Genomic DNA, 17,007 nt, shown 5'->3' with positions numbered 1-17,007 from the left:
CATTGAGTCGCGCCGGCGCATTGAGCCAGTAGCCAAGCGGATGGACCAGGGTATGCAGAATTATCAATGTGCTTGTGGGAACACCGTCTTTTATGACAACAGTCAGTGCGTGGCTTGCGGGAAGGATCTCGGCTTTTGTCCGACGTGCCGGAATATCGTGTCGCTTTTATCCGACGGCAGCGGCCAGTACACCTGCGGCAACTTAAACTGCGGTGCCGCGCTGGCCAAGTGCCAGAACTATGCCGAACACAACGTCTGCAATCGTTGTGTGACGGCCGATGCGGCGGGCTCGTTGTGCGACTGCTGCCGCTTCAACGACACCATTCCCGATCTGACGGTCGCTGGAAATTGGGAGAAGTGGCGCCTGCTCGAATCTGCCAAGCGTCGCTTGTTCTACGATCTGGATGAACTGGGCCTCCCTTACGGCAAGGCGAGCGACCAGGTCAATCCGCCGCTGACGTTCGACTTCAAGGCCGATGTCATACCCGGCAAGAACTTCTGGCGCTCGATGGGCAAAGGGAAAGTCGAAAGGGTCTACACCGGGCACGCGGCCGGGCGCATCACGATCAATATCAAGGAAGCCGACGACGTCGAGCGTGAAAAGCTCCGCGTTGATTTCGGCGAGGCGCACCGCACCTTGATCGGCCACTTTCGCCACGAAATCGGCCATTATTACTGGGATCAATTGGTGAAGGGGCGTCGCGAGGACGAATGCCGAGAAGTCTTTGGCGATCATGACAGCCCCACCTACGCCGAGGCGCTGGAGAGGTACTACAAGGACGGGGCACCCGCCGACTGGGCGCAGCGCCATGTCAGCGCCTACGCCACGATGCACCCCTGGGAGGACTTTGCAGAAACCTGGGCCACGTATCTGGACATGATCAGCGGCCTGGATACGGCTCAGCATGTCGGTTTCGGCGGCGAGACGGAGCCGATCGAGGCCGACGTCGATGACATGGTGAAACGCTATCAGCAATTGGGCATCGCCCTGAACGAAGTCAATCGCAGCATGGGGCTCTTGGACGTGGTGCCCGAGATTTTCGTCGACCCCGTGGTCGTCAAGCTGCGATTCATTCATCAATTAGTGCGCGCGGGCCGCGCCGAAAACGGCGCATTAGGCGGCCAGCCGCCGGTCGTCGCCGACACAGTCGCGGCGAGTGCCGACGCACCCTCGGCGAACGGGCAGGGCGTGGTCACGGCCGGCGTCGCCGGACCGCCGCAGTAAAAAAGCCGCGGCGGCAGGCCCTGAGGATCTGGCAAGGGTTTGATCCCCGAACCACACCGCCGCGGCAACCAGCCCAAGAGACAGAGGGCGTTGCGCGATCAGATCGTTTCGAAAATCTTCGAGAAGTCGAAAGCGCTCTGCGTGATACTGCTCGATGTGTTGTCGACATAATTCTTCGCTGTTCCGGCCGTATCGCGGTTCAGCGACCACATCGAGATGCGCGCCATGCCGTGCTGCTGCGCGAACGTAGTGAGCTGTTGCGCAGCCGCTTTGTCGAACACTTCCTTCGTATCGTCGTTGACTCCGATCATGGGTGTTACGCCGATCATCTGCCACAGTTGCGCACTCGTCTTGGCGCCGCCATAGAGCCCTTGTAACTGGGTGAACAGGCTGTTGGCGGCTTCGATCGCGAAAGTGCCCATCTGCCCCTGCGGGTTCGGGGCGGCCGACTCTCCATAGTCCATCGTCATCACGTTCACGCCGCCGATCTGAACACCGTACTTTAGCGCGGATTGCAAAACGTACAGCCCGTCGGCCGTCAGGCCCGTGGGCAGTGCGGGTAGCGTGAACCAGATCGACAGCGGTTTGCCGGCGGCGGCCTGGGCTTGCTGCAACGCGGCAAGCGCCTGCGATCGTCGATCGATCGAGGCGTGGTCGGCGACCGCCGCGCCTTCGATGTCGAAATCGATGTGTGTCAGGTTGTAGTCGGTGACCACGGTCTGATACGCGGCCGTCAGGGTTTTGACGTTGGTAATGACCTGCGCCAGCTCCTGATTCGCGGCGCCGCCGAACGACGCCATCACGTCACCGCCCAGCGCCCGTACCTGGGCAACCTGCTGGCGTAGCGCCATGTCGAAGGTGCCGCCGTTGATTTCATACTCGCTGTAGCCGCCCCAGGCGGGCTGGTTCTGGGCGTCGGCCGTGATGAAGGCCAGCGTGTAGTACTTGATGCCTTGCGTTTGCGTCGCAGAGACCAGGTTGTAAGTCGGGTAGAGAGTGACGTCGACGTACGGCGCATAGTACTGAGCCGGCCAGTTGGTCGTCGAAGCCGGCGTGCCGATCGTCAGTGTCACGGCGGCCGAGGCCGTTCCGCCGCGACCGTCGCTTACGGTGTAGGAAAACGCGTCGGTGCCGGTGTAACCGGTTGTCGGCGTGTAGGTCACCGTGCCATTGGAGTTCAAGACGGCGGTTCCGTGCTGCGGTGTGGTCACGGCGGTTACCGAAAGCGGGTCGCCGTCGGGATCGGTGTCATTGGCCAGCACATTGAGAACGGTGGCCTGGCTGGGATTCACGAGTAGGGCGTCGGCGGCTGGTGTCGGGGCATGATTGGTCGTGCCCGTGGATCCACCACCGCCCCCGCTCGTACCGTTGTGCAGCACGTAATTCGTCGGCACGACGGAGAGGTTGCCAGGGCTGCCATTGAAGCCAAAGGACGCCGTACCGCCGGCCGGAATGGTGCTGTTCCAGCCGGCGTTGCCGATCACGTAGTGGTTGCCTGTGTGGCTGATGATCGTTGCGTCCCAGATCGAGGTGATCGCGGCGGGGAAATCGAATTCCAGTTGCCAGTTGGTGATCGGCTGCTGGCTGCTGTTGGTGACCGTGACCTGGCCGGTGAAGCCCGACCCCCAATCGCTTGTGACTTGGAATTTGAAGTTTCCCGAGGCGGGCGCGGTGTCGTCGTTGGTGATCGTGCCGGTGGCGCTCGCCCGCGAGAGCGTGGCGCCGGTAGGGCTGCTCAGCGTGACCGTGAATGTCTCGTCAGGCTCGACCATCGTGTCGCCGAGCACCGGAACCGAGATTTGCCCTTTCAGTTGGCCGGCAGGAATCGTCAGCGTGCCGCTCGTGGCCGTGTAGTCGCTGCCGGCGGTTGCCGTGCCATTGGTGGTGGCGTACTTGACGGTCACGGGCGTGGTCGAGGCGGCCGAGAGTGTCACATTAAAAAGGAAATTCGTGGCTCCGCTGTTTCCCTCGGTTTGCGTGACATCGGCAATCGAGAGCGTGGGCGTGGGCGCCGGCTGACCACCGCCGCCGGACGGCACGCCATTGATCACGTAGTTCGTCGGCGCCACGCTGCCGCCGCCGCTGGCGACGAAGCCGAAGGCGACGCTGGAATTTGCTGCCAGCGTCCTGTCCCATGCGGCGCCCTGAACGACGTAATGATTACCGGTGTGGCTGACGATCGTGGCATTCCAGATCGAGGTGATATTGCGGGCGAGGTCGAACTGCGCCTGCCAATTGGAAATGCTGGTCGCCTGTGGATTGTTCAATTGAATCTGGGCCTGGTAGCCCGACCCCCAGTCGTTGGTGACGGAGTAAGTGGCCACGACGCCGGCGGCCAGCATGCTGCGATCTTCGAGCATTTCGAAGCCACTGCTGCGCCAACTGTGACGCGAATCGCGCCGCGTGCGCGTGGGTGAAGACGTGCTTTTGCCAAAGATCGGCGAAGTAAATTCAGGGAGCCAATTGCGCCAGTTGCCACGCTTCCTCATGGTGTGATCTCCGGATGGTGCCCGCAGTCCCGGTCGGCACGCGACAAAAATCCTCGGCGCTGACCTGGCGAAAGACCTGCTGAAAACGGATCGCACTCCCGCCCGTACCCTGACTGGATAAGCGCGCGGAAGAACACCGCTACTGGCTCTTACGAACGCGGCGAATCTTGGGCCCGGCGGAGCCGGCAAAGATGTGGTAGGGGAACCCCTGCAATTCCCCCAACCGATTCGCGGCGGTGTGATCTTTGCCAGAAATGACGGCCAAGACAAGGCAATGAACGCGCAGCGACCTGCCCGCGTAGTGCTAGTAATCCCTTCTCCTTTCCGGAACAGAGAAATCCCCCTATGCCGCGAGGACACGTCCTGCCGGACGGCGCGAGCGTTGCCGCTTTACGCGGCGAGGCTGGCTTGACTCAAGACGAACTAGCAGAGCGGGCGGGATATGGCCTGCGCACCATTGGGAACGTCGAGGGAGGACGTCGTACGACCGCTGCCACGCTGACGGCCATCGCCACGGTGCTGGCCGGTTGCTTGGGGCGACCGGTTCAGCTTTCGGACCTGCTCGTCAGGCGCCGGGAGGATCCGGAAACCGTGGGCGGCGTCATTATTCAGCAGAACATCAGGCTGCTGGAACTGCCGGCCACCCGAAGCGGTGCGGACAACAGCCGTTGGCAGCCCACGGCTGCCGCCGTGTTGACCGATACGGTGTGGTTGCGGCAATGCCCCGCCGATACCGAAGAACTGATGTTCTACTACCCCGCCACCGCCGTCGAGGGGCGTTCGTTGTCGCACCATCGCAACGCCGTCTGGCTTTCGTCGGCCGACACGACGCGCGCAGACCGTGGCAACCGCGCGCCGCAAGACCGCTTGCGGGCATTGCTTCTGCAAGTGCCGGGCCTGCCGCGAGAGGGGATGGTCGTGCAGAATCAGGTAGAGCTCGCCACCGGGTTCATGCGTCCCCACGAAAAGATGATCCAATCGCACGTGGCCTATACGACGGATAGCCTGACGATGCTCGTCAAGTTCCCGGAACAAGAGCCGTTTCGCTCGTTGCAGGGAATGTGGCGGCATCGTGCGGAGGGACCGCTCTTGCCGGTTGCCGAAAAACCACTCGACATTGCCAGCGGAAGTCTCGCCTTCTGGCATATCAGCGCTCCGCGAACGGGCGCCGTGTACCAACTGAATTGGACTTAAACGCGGGGTGTGCCAACGAAGTCCGTTTGTTCGGGCGCGACGCGGCCGGACGCGCGAAATCGGGAAAGGAGCGCGCAGCCGGGTTCGCGTCGCCGTCAAGTGGCGGGGTGGGGCTCTTTTCGCGAGGCTTTGACGGACCGGCTCGGGCAGCGTAAAAAGTAGTGTCGCTCGGCGCGGCGGCATTCTGGCTGCCGATGAGAGGCCCCCGCAATGGGGCGCTGTGAACCTGGTCAGGGGAGAAATCCAGCAGCCATAAGCAGTCAGCTCTTTGTGCGGGGGTCTCTCACCGGTCGCCAGTTTTTTGCGGCCCGAGGGCTCGATGCCGCGAAGCGGACCAAGGAGGCGCTTTTCCCATGGCCAGCGACGGATTACCCGGTCTCAGCGACGACGCCAGTCCGTCCGGGGGCGTTCATCGGGAAGGCGGCAAGAAGGAATATGTCGTCGTCGCCCGCCGTTATCGACCGCAGACCTTTGCCGAGCTGGTCGGACAGGAGCACGTCGCCCGTGCTCTTACGGCCGCGATTACGAGCAACCGTGTCGGTCACGCGTATTTGTTCACCGGCGCCCGTGGTGTCGGTAAGACTTCGGCCGCGCGGATTCTGGCCAAATGTCTGAATTGCCAAGAGGGGCCGGCGCCGGTCCCTTGCGACCGCTGCGATAGCTGCTTGAGCATCGCGGCCGGCGATGACGTCGACGTGCTGGAAATCGACGGCGCCAGCAATCGCGGCATCGAAGAGATGCGCGAGCTGCGGCACAACGTGGCGATTCGCCCCAGCCGGTCGCGCTTCAAGATCTACATCATCGACGAAGTCCACATGCTCACGCGCGAGGCATTCAACGCCTTGCTGAAGACGCTGGAAGAGCCGCCTGAGCACGTGAAGTTCATCTTCTGCACGACCGAGGCCGAGAAGATCCCGGTAACGATCCTGTCGCGCTGCCAGCGATTTGATTTCGCCGGCATCCAGGCCGGTTCGATCGTCGATCGGCTGCGGCAGATCGTGGCGGCCGAAGGGGTCGAAGCCGATCCGCAAGCGCTCGTGCTGCTGTCGCGGCGGGCCGGCGGTTCGATGCGCGACAGCCAATCGCTCTTGGAGCAATTGTTGGCGGTTGGGGGGCGCGAAATCACGGTCGACGATGTGAATCATTTGCTCGGTACCGCGTCTGACGAGCGCCTGTCGCGGATGGCTGGACACCTGGTGGCGCGCGACGCCGCGGCGGCCATTGCCGAACTCGATGCCGCCGCTTCATCGGGTGTCGATAGCGGGCAATTGCTCGACCAATTGCTCGTGTATTTTCGCGATTTGATGGTGGCCGCCGTGGGCGGCTCGGGCGAAATCCTGCTGCAATCGGATCCAGCGCTGCAAAAACTGGCCGCCGAACAGGCGCAGCAACTGGGCCTGCAAACCGTGCTGGCCGCAATGCAGGTGCTGGACCACACGCTCGCCAGGTTACGCTATAGCACGCAGGGCAGGGTATTGGCGGAACTGGCACTCGTTAGAATCTGCCAACTTGCCGACCTGGAAGAATTGCCAGCGCTGATTCAACAAATCAAATCGGGAACGGACGTCACGCCGTCAAACGACGCGGTGAGCCGCCCCGTTGTGCAGCGCGCGCCGGCGCCGGCCGCGCAACCGGTGAGGCAGGTCAGCTCATCGACCACTGCCGCTGCGAGACCCGCCTCTCGGGCAGAACCGAGTGAATCGGCGACGCAAAACGAGGTAAAAAAAAACGGTGAAGTAGCGTCGGTCAATCTTTCCGACGAGACGCCCGCCCCAACGCTCAATTCTTCGCAACCTTCCTCGTTGCAACCGGCCGATGCCCCGCGTCTTTGGCAGCAGACCTTGGCGCGTTTGCAGGGGATGGCGGCCGACTACGCGAATCAGGCCGGTCATGTAGCAATTTCTGCGCCAAACTTGCTGGTCGTTACCTTTGCCAAGAAGTATAATTTGGCCAAAGCCTTCTGCGAGAAGACCGATCAGCTCGAAAAAATCGAGCGGGCGCTGGCGGAGGTCGCCGGACAACCGATGCGCGTCAGCTTCGTGCTGGAGCAGTCGGCTGGCCCGACGACGACCACCGCGGCCCGGCCGCCTCAGGGGCGCGATCGGGTTCGCGAGAAGGCCAAGCATCCGATGGTTAGCCGCGCGATCGAGCTGTTCGAAGCGCGGCCGCTGCGGGTCGACGACCGGAACGTCTAGAGCGTTATGGTCGTACACGAAGCACACCAATGGGCGCTACCGCGGAGGGAGAATCACGTGTTCGGCCAACTTGGCAACCTGGCGTCGATGATTCGCCAGGCCCAGCAGATCGGCGGCAGGCTCGAAGGCTTGAATGAGACACTGCGCGCGAAGCGCGCCAATGGCAGCGCCGGTGGCGGGCTGGTGGAAGTCGAGGTCAATGGCCTGCAAGAGGTCCTCGCCTGTCGGATCGATCCGGGGCTGTTCGCCCAGGGCGATCGCGAGCTGATCGAAGATCTGGTGCGCGGCGCCACGAACGACGCGATCGCAAAAGCGCGCCAGTTTCATGCGGACGCCATGAAGGAATTGATGGGGGGCGCCGACCTGCCGGGGCTTAACGAGGCGCTGGCGAAGTTGACGGGGGGCGGAGCAGCAAACGGATAACGTTCGATGATCGCGCCTTTGGCGCACCCCAAGGAAATGCCACTTTGACACGGCGCTCCGACGAGCGCGGTGAGTGAGGAAGCGTCTACGTGCCGCAATTGACGGAATCGGTGAGCCGGCTGGTGCAGGAGTTCTCGCGCTTGCCGGGAATCGGCAAGAAGACCGCGGAGCGACTGACCTACCACGTGCTGCGAGTGAGCAAGTCGGAAGCATTGGGATTGGCCGATGCGATTCGGAATGTCAAGGAAAACGTCCACTACTGCAAGGTTTGCTATAATCTGGCCGAGGGAGACCTGTGCGAGATCTGCCGTGATCCGCGCCGCGATCAAAAGCAGTTGTGCGTGGTCGAGCAACCGCGCGATTTGATGGCCCTCGAACAAGCAGGAGCCTATCGCGGGTTGTATCACGTGCTTTTGGGGCGCGTGGCGCCACTGGAGGGCGTCGGACCTGATCAACTGACGATCGACGCACTGGTCGAAAGGGTCCGAACGGGAGCGTTTCGCGAGGTCATCATGGGAACCAATCCCACGCTGGAAGGAGACGGGACGGCGCTGTTGATTTCCAACCGCCTGGCCGAGTATGGCGTGGAAATCACGAAGCTGGCCCGGGGGATCACGACGGGCAGCGTGCTAGAATTTGCTAACAAGGAGATTTTGGCGGACGCGCTTTCGGGCCGGCAGAAGTTTTGAAGCATTGCAAGGCGGAAACAGCAGGATTTGACATCGTGCGCTGCTCGTCGGCGGGGGCCACGGGCAACAGCGGATAGACCGGGTCGCAAGGGGCCAGTCACGGCGGAGACTTTCGACGAATTACTTCGTCGCCGACTGACACATCAGCAAAAGAAGCAAGTCGCATGCGTTTGTCGTTCGGCCAAGAAATGAAGCTCGTCCAGAAGCAGATTCTGGCGCCGCGGATGATCCAGTCGATGGAGATTCTGCAGCTGCCGATCATGGAGCTGCAGGAGCGCATCGAGCAAGAGATCGCCGAGAATCCCTGCCTCGACAAGCTGGAGAACGATCCGGACCTTCCCGATGAAACCAGCGAAGAGGTCGAGAACCCTGATGCACCCACCTCGGAAGAGCGCGAGTTGGTCGTCGATGAAACGAAGAACAATCAGGAAGACTTCGAACGGCTGCTGAATCTGGGCGAGGATTGGCCCGACACGTTCGACGAGCGTCCGCGCACCTCCAGCACGCGCATGGAGGAAGAGTCGAATCGTAAGCACGACGCGATCGCCAACATGGTGTCGCGGCCGCAAACGCTGCAGGACTACCTGTGCGATCAGTTGAGCTGGTTCGAACTCGACGCCGCCACGCGGCAGATGGCCGAACGAATCATCTACAGTCTGGACGCCAATGGCTGGTTGCGCGGACAACTGGAAGACCTGATCGATCCCAACGGCGGGCCGGAGCAGTTGGCCCTGGCCAAGCGCGCCTTGGCCGTCGTGCAAAAGCTCGATCCGCCGGGGATCGGTGCCCACGATTTGCGCGAATGCCTGCTGTTGCAACTGAAGCCCGGCATGCACTGCTACGAGCAGCTGCGCACCCTGATTTCCGGGCACTTGGAGGATATCGAGCACAATCGCTGGCCCGTCATCCAGCGGCGTACCGGCTATTCGATGGAATTGATTCAAGAGACGCTGCACGAGCTGCGCAAGCTGAATCCCAAGCCGGGGGCGGATTTTGGCGAAGTACCGGCGCCGACCGTCACTCCGGACGTGTTTATCGACGTCGTCGAGGGGGGGCGCTACAAGGTGCGGCTCGAGGACGGCCGCACGCCTAGCTTGTTCATCAGCCCTTATTATCGCAAGCTGCTGATGAAAGAGGACGCGACGGACGCGGAGAAGGAATGGATCAAGCGGAAGATCAACTCCGCGCAATGGCTGATCGAGTCGATCGAGCAGCGCCGCAACACGCTGACGCGCGTGGCGCAGGCCATCGTCGATCATCAAACCGAGTTCCTCAACAAAGGTCCGGAGTTCATCGAGCCTTTGAAGATGCAGCAAATCGCCGACAAGGTCGGCGTACACGTTACCACGGTCAGTCGCGCCGTGGACGACAAGTGGATCCAGACGCCGCGCGGCATCTTCCCCTTGAAGCGGTTTTTTGGCGGTGGCACCGTCAGTGCCGATGGCGAGGAAGTGGCGTGGGACGCCGTGCGGCTGAAGCTGCAAGAGATCGTCGACGGCGAGAGCAAGCAGCATCCCTACAGCGACGATGAGCTGGTCAAGGAGCTGGAGAAGCACGGCCTGTCCGTGGCGCGCCGCACCGTCACGAAGTATCGCAAGGCGATGAAGATTCCCAGCTCGCGGCAACGTCGCGATTGGACGATCACGCCGGGGAGCGCTCCGGCGCCGGGCCATGCGGACTCGCATAATGGCATGGGCGCGCAGGCCGGCGGACATGTCGAACAGCCGCACCTCGCGCGAGGTCAATTGCCAGACGACCCGGCCGATGACGAATGATTCCCGCGTGCGCGATTCCGGCTTGGAAGCTAGCGGCCTGCCCGCGGCGAATTCGGGTAGTGGGTCAGTCTGAAATCAAGATATTCGCCGAGATTGCCAGTTCTGAAAGTGCTTTGTCGCAATTTCGCGCATCTTAGGTCTGCACCTATTGTTCGTTATCTCGTCCGTTCCCTCCGCCGCATACACTGCGTCAATAAATGCATCTACGTCAGGGGGCGGATCATTCCTAATTCTCTCGTTGTCTTGGGGCGGCAAACAGAATCCCATCACAACGCACAGATCGTACAACAATGCGTCGGCGGCTTCGGGGCTTAAGTTTGTAGGTTTCATCCGCCCATTATACGCGGCGGGAAGGGGTACCCGAATTCGAGCCTGATTGCGGTTGGATCCGCCCCTGGCGCAATATGCCCTTCGGCTTCGGTACGTTTGTGCTACCAGCGCTGGTACCCTGCTGGCACAATTGCTACTAGGCGCGGGGGCCGTGGAGTACACTTGCGGTAGCTTGCTCGGGCCTGCACGTACAGGTCGAGCAAACGAGGGTGGGGGTATGGGGCCGACCGGACGGAGATTGGCAGTAATATCATGAAGTGCCCCTTCTGCCGCGTCGATAACGACCGCGTCACCGATTCCCGCGCGAGCGAAGACGGCTTTGCGATTCGCCGCCGTCGCGAGTGCGTCAACTGTCATCGCCGCTACACGACCTACGAGCGCATCGAAGAACAAGCGATCAAGGTCGTGAAGAAAGACGGCGTCCGCGTTCCCTACGAGCGCGACAAGATCAAGCGTGGCCTGGAAAAGGCGTGCTGGAAGCGGCCGATTCGAGACGATCAGATCGAAGCCGTGGTTGCGGCGATCGAATCGGACGTGTTCGCCAACTTCGAGTCCGAGGTCGACAGCCGCTATCTGGGCGAATTGGCGATGCAGCACCTGCGGCAACTGGATCAGGTCGCGTACGTGCGGTTCGCCAGCGTTTATCGCGACTTCGAAGACGTACGCGACTTCGTCGAGGAATTGCAGCCGATGTTGGACAAGACCGATCCGGCGCGCTGAAAGCTCGGCCGCATCCGCCTCTCTGCCCTACTCGGCGGTCAGCGACTCGAGTACAGCGCCCAAGCGGTACCCGGCTTGCACGACTCGATCCGTGGCAATCCGCACGCCGCCGGTCAGATATTCTTCGCTCAATCGCAAAGGTGGCGGGCCGTAGCCGTTCTCGCGTGGCTTTTGTACACGCAGATAGCCGAGCACTTCTGGCGTGTAAACCGCGGATTGTGCCAGGTTACGGCTTTCCGTGAGCCAGATCGATTCGTCGAGCTGTTGGGCGGCCGCTTCGCCGACATCCGCGCATCGTTTGTCGGCCATCAGCTCTGCGGCCCGCTGCCGGGCGGCGGCAAACGTGGTCCAGTCGCCCAGGAACTCGTCCCACAGGGCATGCAGGTTAAATCCCTGCTGCGTGGGCACCGAGTTGCCTCCTTTGTCCCCTTCGGGAAAAAGCGCGGCGCTAAACATCGCCGTCGAATGCAGCGGCTGGTGCAGGTCGCCAATATCGTGTAGCAGCCAACAGAGCCAGACAGCCGCCTCGGCTTCGTCGGCCGGAGGAGCGCCGAGTGTTTTGCGCGCCAGGCGAATGGCTTGTACCGCGTTCATGTCGCGCTGGGCCGTTGCCGGCGGATCGAGGCTCATGTTTAGCGAGAGGTTCTTTTCCAGCTCCGTGCGGTCGGCCTCGCTGAGAAACGTCGGAATATCGATGTAGTGCCAGGTCGGGTGGTTGAACTTCTCCTTTAGTTCGTCGGGCAGGCCTCGCGCCATGTCAGGCCAGATTGCCGCCTGTTGCAAGAGCCACTCGTTCTGCATGGCTGGCGATCCCGCGGCGACTTCGGCCGGCATGTGCCGCGCGAAATCTTCTTCGTACCGAGGGTGACGTTTCAAGATTGCGCCGAATTTGGCCTGTGCTTGCGGAGAGAGCTGTCGGAAGGCAATGGCCGTCACGATCTTGTGCCCTGCCTCACTCCAAGCAAACGCCTGGATCGCCGAGCCAACGATAAGAGCCGCAAATATTACCGCGATCCGGCCGGTGCGCATGAGAAAAGACTCGAGGGGCAAGTGAGACAAATCAAAAGGCAGAAAATGGACGTTGTCCCGGGCGACGACGTCAACAAAATCGCGAAACCGCCGACGAGCGATGGCGCCGCGCACCGCGAATTTAGAAGGCCATGCGATGCCGTCAAGCGGAGAGATCGATTCTCACGAAACTCTAACCGCGCTCTGACAGATCGCACATGGTGCTCTCACGGGAATCTCGTTGAAGTCTCACAGGACGTTCATGGCTTGCAAACGTGCGTCGGGTACCATCCCGCCGAACTCGCCTGTGATCTGTTTCTACAGGCGCTGCCTAGGGTGTAAGCGCTGGGCAAAGGATTCTGCTGGCTACACGGCAAGGTATTACTCTCTTAGGGAGCGCATCCATGGCCCGATCGTTCAGTCTCACCCGCGGCAAATTGGCCAAGAAATCGCAGAGCAACAACAAGCATCGCCAGTGCATGCTGGAGCCGCTAGAGCGGCGCGAACTGTTGACAGCCTCGGGGTTTGTGAACGGCGTCGGCACCGAAATCGAATTCACCGGGCCCTTTAGCACTTTTTTGCCGGTCGGCAGCGGTCCCAATTCCTACAGCGGGTTTTCTTCGTTCGGAGTGGTGGAAGTCCCGGCCGCCAGTTTCGGCTTGAATTCGGGCGTCTCGGGCGTCAATAGCCTGAGCCTCAATCTCTACAACACTGCGACCTCCGGAAAATTTGCGCCGACCGGCGGTTCGTTCAATGTGTACTTCATTCCGAACGACACCACGTCGCTCAGCGACATGCGCTTCGGGGGGCCGACCGGTACCAAGGGGGGCACCCAGACGGATCTGGCCGCCCTGGGCACGACAACCGGCGGAGCTTCAACTCTGGGAGTTGATTCCTCGGATCTGGTCGGCACCTTCACGATCAGTTCCAACCTGCCGGCGGGTTATTCGGAGTTCGATTTCAACAGCCTGGCGAGCGGTGCGCAGGCCGGCATCGCCAGCGACATTAACAGCGGCACGAACGTTCGCCTGGCCATCGTCGCGCTCGACAACAATGTTAAAGCCGACTGGGACGGAAATGCCACCGCCAAGTTCCCCCAGGTGCAACTGGATGTGAACGAAGCGCCGCTCGTGACGTTCAGCTCACCCAGCTTCAGCGTGAACGAGGCGGACCAGAATCCCGGCGCCACAACAATTGCCACGATTACGGTTCACCGAAGCGGCAACCCGAACTCCTCGCTCGACATCAACTACCAGACCAGCGACGGCACCGCGCACGCTCCCGGCGATTACATTCCGGCCTCCGGAGTGCTGCATTGGGACGCGGGAGACACGAGCGACAAGACGTTCAACGTCAGCTTCAAGGACATCACCACGACCGATCCTAGCCGAAGCCTGAACGTAACCTTGAGCGACCACGGCGGAAACCCGATTGCGCCGGTGTTCCCGGCGGGCGGCGCCACGGCGCCCGTCACAATTGTTTACAAGCAGGCGGGCCAGATCTCGATTGATCAGAGCTCGTACAGCGTCAATGAATCCGCCGGCACCGTCACGATCAAGGTCGATCGATCGGGCGCGAACGTCAACACGGCGACGGCCGACGTGATCCTCAGCACCGCCAGCGGCCTTCCCTATTTGAGCGATCCGCAGAACCCTCAAGACGCCCAGGCAGGACGCGATTTCGGCACGGCCGGCAACAGCACCGCGCCCACGTACCCGATTCATTTCGCGGTGGGCCAGACGCAGGCGTCGGTGACGATACCGCTGATCAACGTGACGACCTTCGCCGGTACGCGGTCGTTCACGGCGACCTTGTCGGATGTGAGCACGGGCACCCAGATCATCAACGGGAACTCGACCATCACGATCACCGACAACGCTCCCGCCAATAGCCAGACGCCATCGGGTATCACCTCGCAAACCTCCGGCGTTGAAACCAGCGGCCCGTTCTATGTGAACAATTTCATGAACCTGGTCTCGGCTCCGCATGCGGGCTTCGGCTTTTCGACGATGCCGGTGATGACGTTCGATTCAACGTCGACGGTTTTCGGTGGTGGCCAGATTTCGACCGTCGACAGCCTCAAACTCAGCATCTACAACATCGCGACGACGGGCAGTTTCGCCGGCACGCCCGGTAGCTTCGACGTGTACTTGCTGACCGATGATTCCGTGGACGACACGGCTTTGGTCTATGGCGGCGGAACCGGCGCCACGGGTTCTGTTGTGATTGGCAGCCAGGCCAGCCCGATCTTCGTCGGAACGGCCAACTTCACGAACAACCAGGTGGGCTACAACGACTTCGTGTTCGACAACCTTTCGGCGGCTGTCAAAAATGCTCTGACAGCGGACTACAACTCAGGTGGCGCTTCGCTGATTCGGTTTGCGATCACGCCGTCGCAAGGAAGCCCTGTCGCGGCCGACTGGGAGGGCAACTACCTGGTCAATCAGCCGATGCTGACCTTGCTGACCCAGACGGGTTCTGTCGCGAGCCCGCCGCCCACGATTACCAGCATTGTCGCCGACGGCACGTCCTGGAGCGCGACCGCCTTGAACGCCCTGCAAACCCACGGCGAGGGGAACGGGCTCGGGTTCTCGATTCCGGCTGGCGCCGCGCAATCGAAACCTTTGCCTTGGGGCAACGTCAACCAGATCCAGGTTCAATTCAGCGAGAATGTCAGCGTCTCGCAAGCCAGCTTGAGCCTGACGGGCGTTCACGGCGCCTACACGATCAGCAACTTCAGCTACAATCCGGCGACTTTTACCGCCACCTGGACGCTGTCGAGTCAGATTCCGGCCGACCGGCTGAACCTGGTCATACACGCCAGTGGTGCGGGCGCGGTGACCAGCACTGCCGATGGCCAGGCCCTCGACGGTGAGTGGACCAACGGCGCCAGTGCGTTCCCCTCGGGCGACGGCACCGCCGGCGGAGACTTCAACTTCGGCTTCAATGTTCTGCCGGGCGACGCCAATCAAGACGGCATCGTCAACAGCCAGGATCTGGCGGCGGTCTCGTCGAACTGGCTCGGTACCGGTCCTGCCGGGGACGTCAATGCCGATGGCATCGTCAATAGCCAGGACCTGGCGTCCATGTCGTCGAATTGGCTCTCGACCTTGCCCGCCGGCGCTGCCCAGGCCAACGCCCAGTCTTCGGGCGCGCAAATCGCGAGTGCCGTCGTGAGCGGGCAAAGTGGCGCCGTTCCGAATGCCGCTTTGGCCACTGTGCCGGCGTCGTTCATCGGGCCGCTTCCGTTTGCGCATCTCGCGACGTTTGTCGGTCGCATTGACGCCGCGTTGCCGACGGGGCCGGTCGATCGCCTGTTCTCGCAAACGGGCCCCACGGCGACGCCGATCAGCACGTCGAGCGACAGTTCGGCGAGCTCGTCCACTGCCGGGACGGCGATTGCGGACGAGTTGTTGTTGTCGTCGATCGATGACGAATTGCTGAGTGTCATCGCCAGCGGGCCGCGGTCAGGAAAGGGCGCGTAAGCTGCAGCAAGTTTGCGGCCCACGTTCGACGATCTGGGCGGTCTCTCACGAATTCCTAACGGGATTCTGAAGATCGCCAAACTCGACGCAAACAATCGCCTTCTAGAATCTTGGCGATTGCGAGGCGTGACGGCTGCGTTCGGGTCTGCGCACGAGGTGCGCGCGGAGCGGTGCGTCGGCTCGCAGCTGCGAGCTGCGCGGCTCCCTCGCAGAAGGCAGGATGCAAGCATGGACAATCGAATGTTTCCACGACGCGGTTTCACGCTCGTCGAACTACTAGTCGTGATCGCGATCATTGGCATTTTGATCGCGCTGTTGCTGCCCGCCGTGCAGATGGCTCGCGAGGCCGCGCGCCGCTCGCAATGCATTAATAACCTGAAACAAATCGGCGTGGCCCTGGCCAATCACGAAAGCGCGGTTCAAACGTTTCCCTATGGCCGCAAATATCCTGATCTGGCGACCAAGGCGGGGTCCACGTTCAAGATTCCACAGACATACCCCGGCGGCCCCAACTACAACAGTGTCGTGCAGACCGCCGCCTGTCAGACGGGCAATGTCTCGGTGCACGTATGGCTATTGCCCTACATGGAGCAGCAGACGATCTACGACCAGATCAACATGGGTATCGGATGGACCGACGTCATGACCATCGGCGGTAGCCAGGTCAACAAGAACTACGCCGCCTTTTCTCAGATCATCAACGGCTTCATCTGCCCGAGCGACCCCAACACCGGGATCATGCAATCGGAGAATAACTACCGCTACAACTTCGGGGGCTCGACTCCTTACGCCGGGGGGGTTAGCGACGCGGCCCAACAAACGCGCACCGATGTCAGCCTGGGTAATGGCGCGTTTACTTTTGGAACCGCCTTTCGCACCGGTGAGTTCACCGATGGCCTGTCGAATACGGCCTTCTTTTCCGAACGCTCCAAGGGGAGCGGGCAGGACATGACCCAGCAACTGCCCACCAAATATGAAGTAGTGGACGTCTTCGACAGCGTCCCCGAGGGACTCGCTCCTGTGGATACGTTCTTCAATACCTGCTTGAACTACAAGCCTGCGATCAGCCAATACAATTTCAGTTCGCTCGGACGATGGTTGCAGGACGCTAACCAAAGCTATACGAACGGCTGGCCGTTCGCTGGGTATATCTCCACGATGTACAACCATGTGGCCCCTCCTAATTGGCAGGGGTGGGATTGCGCCCACGATCCGATCGCCGATACGCCGGGCGAGCCGGCACTGGTTTCGGCGCGCAGCGACCACCCTGGCGTGGTCAATGTCTGTTTCGGAGATGGCCATGTGAGCAGCATAGCCAACAGCGTCGATTTGCAGGTCTGGCGCTCACTCGGCACGCGTAATGGCGGTGAGCCGGTCGCCGCTACGCCATGAGATTCTGCTTCGTAGGGTGTAGGTAAGCGATTTCGGAAGCGCGAAATCGTTGTTCTTTTAGGGTGCCGCAAGCGCGGGTACT

11 protein-coding genes and 1 other RNA gene are annotated in these 17,007 nt (G+C 61.5%); 10 read left to right on the top strand and 2 right to left on the bottom strand.

Annotated elements, in window-relative coordinates:
- The first annotated feature begins 40 nt into the window (after positions 1-40).
- On the top strand, positions 41-1,225 hold the full coding sequence (locus VHD36_10760) for a putative zinc-binding metallopeptidase (protein ID HVU87791.1): 1,185 nt from the start codon (positions 41-43) through the stop codon (positions 1,223-1,225).
- Positions 1,226-1,323: 98 nt separating this feature from the next.
- On the opposite strand, the gene VHD36_10755 is transcribed toward VHD36_10760, so the two are convergent.
- Entirely contained in the window at positions 1,324-3,714 is a 2,391-nt protein-coding gene (locus tag VHD36_10755) for a cellulose binding domain-containing protein (protein HVU87790.1), read from the bottom strand.
- Between the two features lie 345 nt (positions 3,715-4,059).
- Here VHD36_10755 and VHD36_10750 point away from each other — a divergent pair, with 345 nt between their 5' ends.
- The 7 genes from VHD36_10750 to nrdR all read left to right on the top strand — a co-directional run bounded on the left by VHD36_10750 (position 4,060) and on the right by nrdR (position 11,040).
- Positions 4,060-4,908, top strand: a complete 849-nt coding sequence (locus VHD36_10750; protein ID HVU87789.1) for a helix-turn-helix transcriptional regulator — start codon at positions 4,060-4,062, stop codon at positions 4,906-4,908.
- Positions 4,909-5,101: 193 nt separating this feature from the next.
- Positions 5,102-5,199, top strand: an RNA gene (ffs, locus tag VHD36_10745) — signal recognition particle sRNA small type.
- A 62-nt stretch (positions 5,200-5,261) separates the two neighbouring features.
- Positions 5,262-7,103: a DNA polymerase III subunit gamma/tau gene (dnaX, locus tag VHD36_10740; protein ID HVU87788.1), complete on the top strand. Its 1,842-nt coding sequence runs from the start codon at positions 5,262-5,264 to the stop codon at positions 7,101-7,103.
- A gap of 57 nt (positions 7,104-7,160) precedes the next feature.
- A complete protein-coding gene (locus VHD36_10735) occupies positions 7,161-7,526 on the top strand; it encodes a YbaB/EbfC family nucleoid-associated protein (GenBank protein ID HVU87787.1) in 366 nt (121 codons plus the stop codon).
- 89 nt (positions 7,527-7,615) lie between these two features.
- Positions 7,616-8,215, top strand: coding sequence for a recombination mediator RecR (recR, locus tag VHD36_10730; GenBank protein ID HVU87786.1), 600 nt, complete (start codon positions 7,616-7,618; stop codon positions 8,213-8,215).
- 164 nt (positions 8,216-8,379) lie between these two features.
- Positions 8,380-9,990: an RNA polymerase factor sigma-54 gene (gene rpoN, locus VHD36_10725; GenBank protein ID HVU87785.1), complete on the top strand. Its 1,611-nt coding sequence runs from the start codon at positions 8,380-8,382 to the stop codon at positions 9,988-9,990.
- Positions 9,991-10,572: 582 nt separating this feature from the next.
- The gene (gene nrdR / locus VHD36_10720; protein HVU87784.1) at positions 10,573-11,040 is read left to right on the top strand and encodes a transcriptional regulator NrdR; all 468 of its coding nucleotides are present in this window, start codon (positions 10,573-10,575) and stop codon (positions 11,038-11,040) included.
- Between the two features lie 27 nt (positions 11,041-11,067).
- Here nrdR and VHD36_10715 read toward each other — a convergent pair whose 3' ends face one another.
- Positions 11,068-12,069, bottom strand: a complete 1,002-nt coding sequence (locus VHD36_10715) for a S1/P1 nuclease (protein HVU87783.1) — start codon at positions 12,067-12,069, stop codon at positions 11,068-11,070.
- 383 nt (positions 12,070-12,452) lie between these two features.
- Between VHD36_10715 and VHD36_10710 the strand changes: the two genes are divergently transcribed.
- Both VHD36_10710 and VHD36_10705 read left to right on the top strand, forming a co-directional pair.
- Positions 12,453-15,533: a Calx-beta domain-containing protein gene (locus VHD36_10710; protein HVU87782.1), complete on the top strand. Its 3,081-nt coding sequence runs from the start codon at positions 12,453-12,455 to the stop codon at positions 15,531-15,533.
- Between the two features lie 228 nt (positions 15,534-15,761).
- Positions 15,762-16,925, top strand: a complete 1,164-nt coding sequence (locus VHD36_10705) for a DUF1559 domain-containing protein (protein ID HVU87781.1) — start codon at positions 15,762-15,764, stop codon at positions 16,923-16,925.
- Positions 16,926-17,007: the final 82 nt, after the last annotated feature.

Source organism: Pirellulales bacterium (assembly GCA_035546535.1).
Lineage (GTDB): Bacteria > Planctomycetota > Planctomycetia > Pirellulales > JACPPG01 > JACPPG01.
This window is presented reverse-complemented; position numbering and strand designations above follow the sequence as displayed.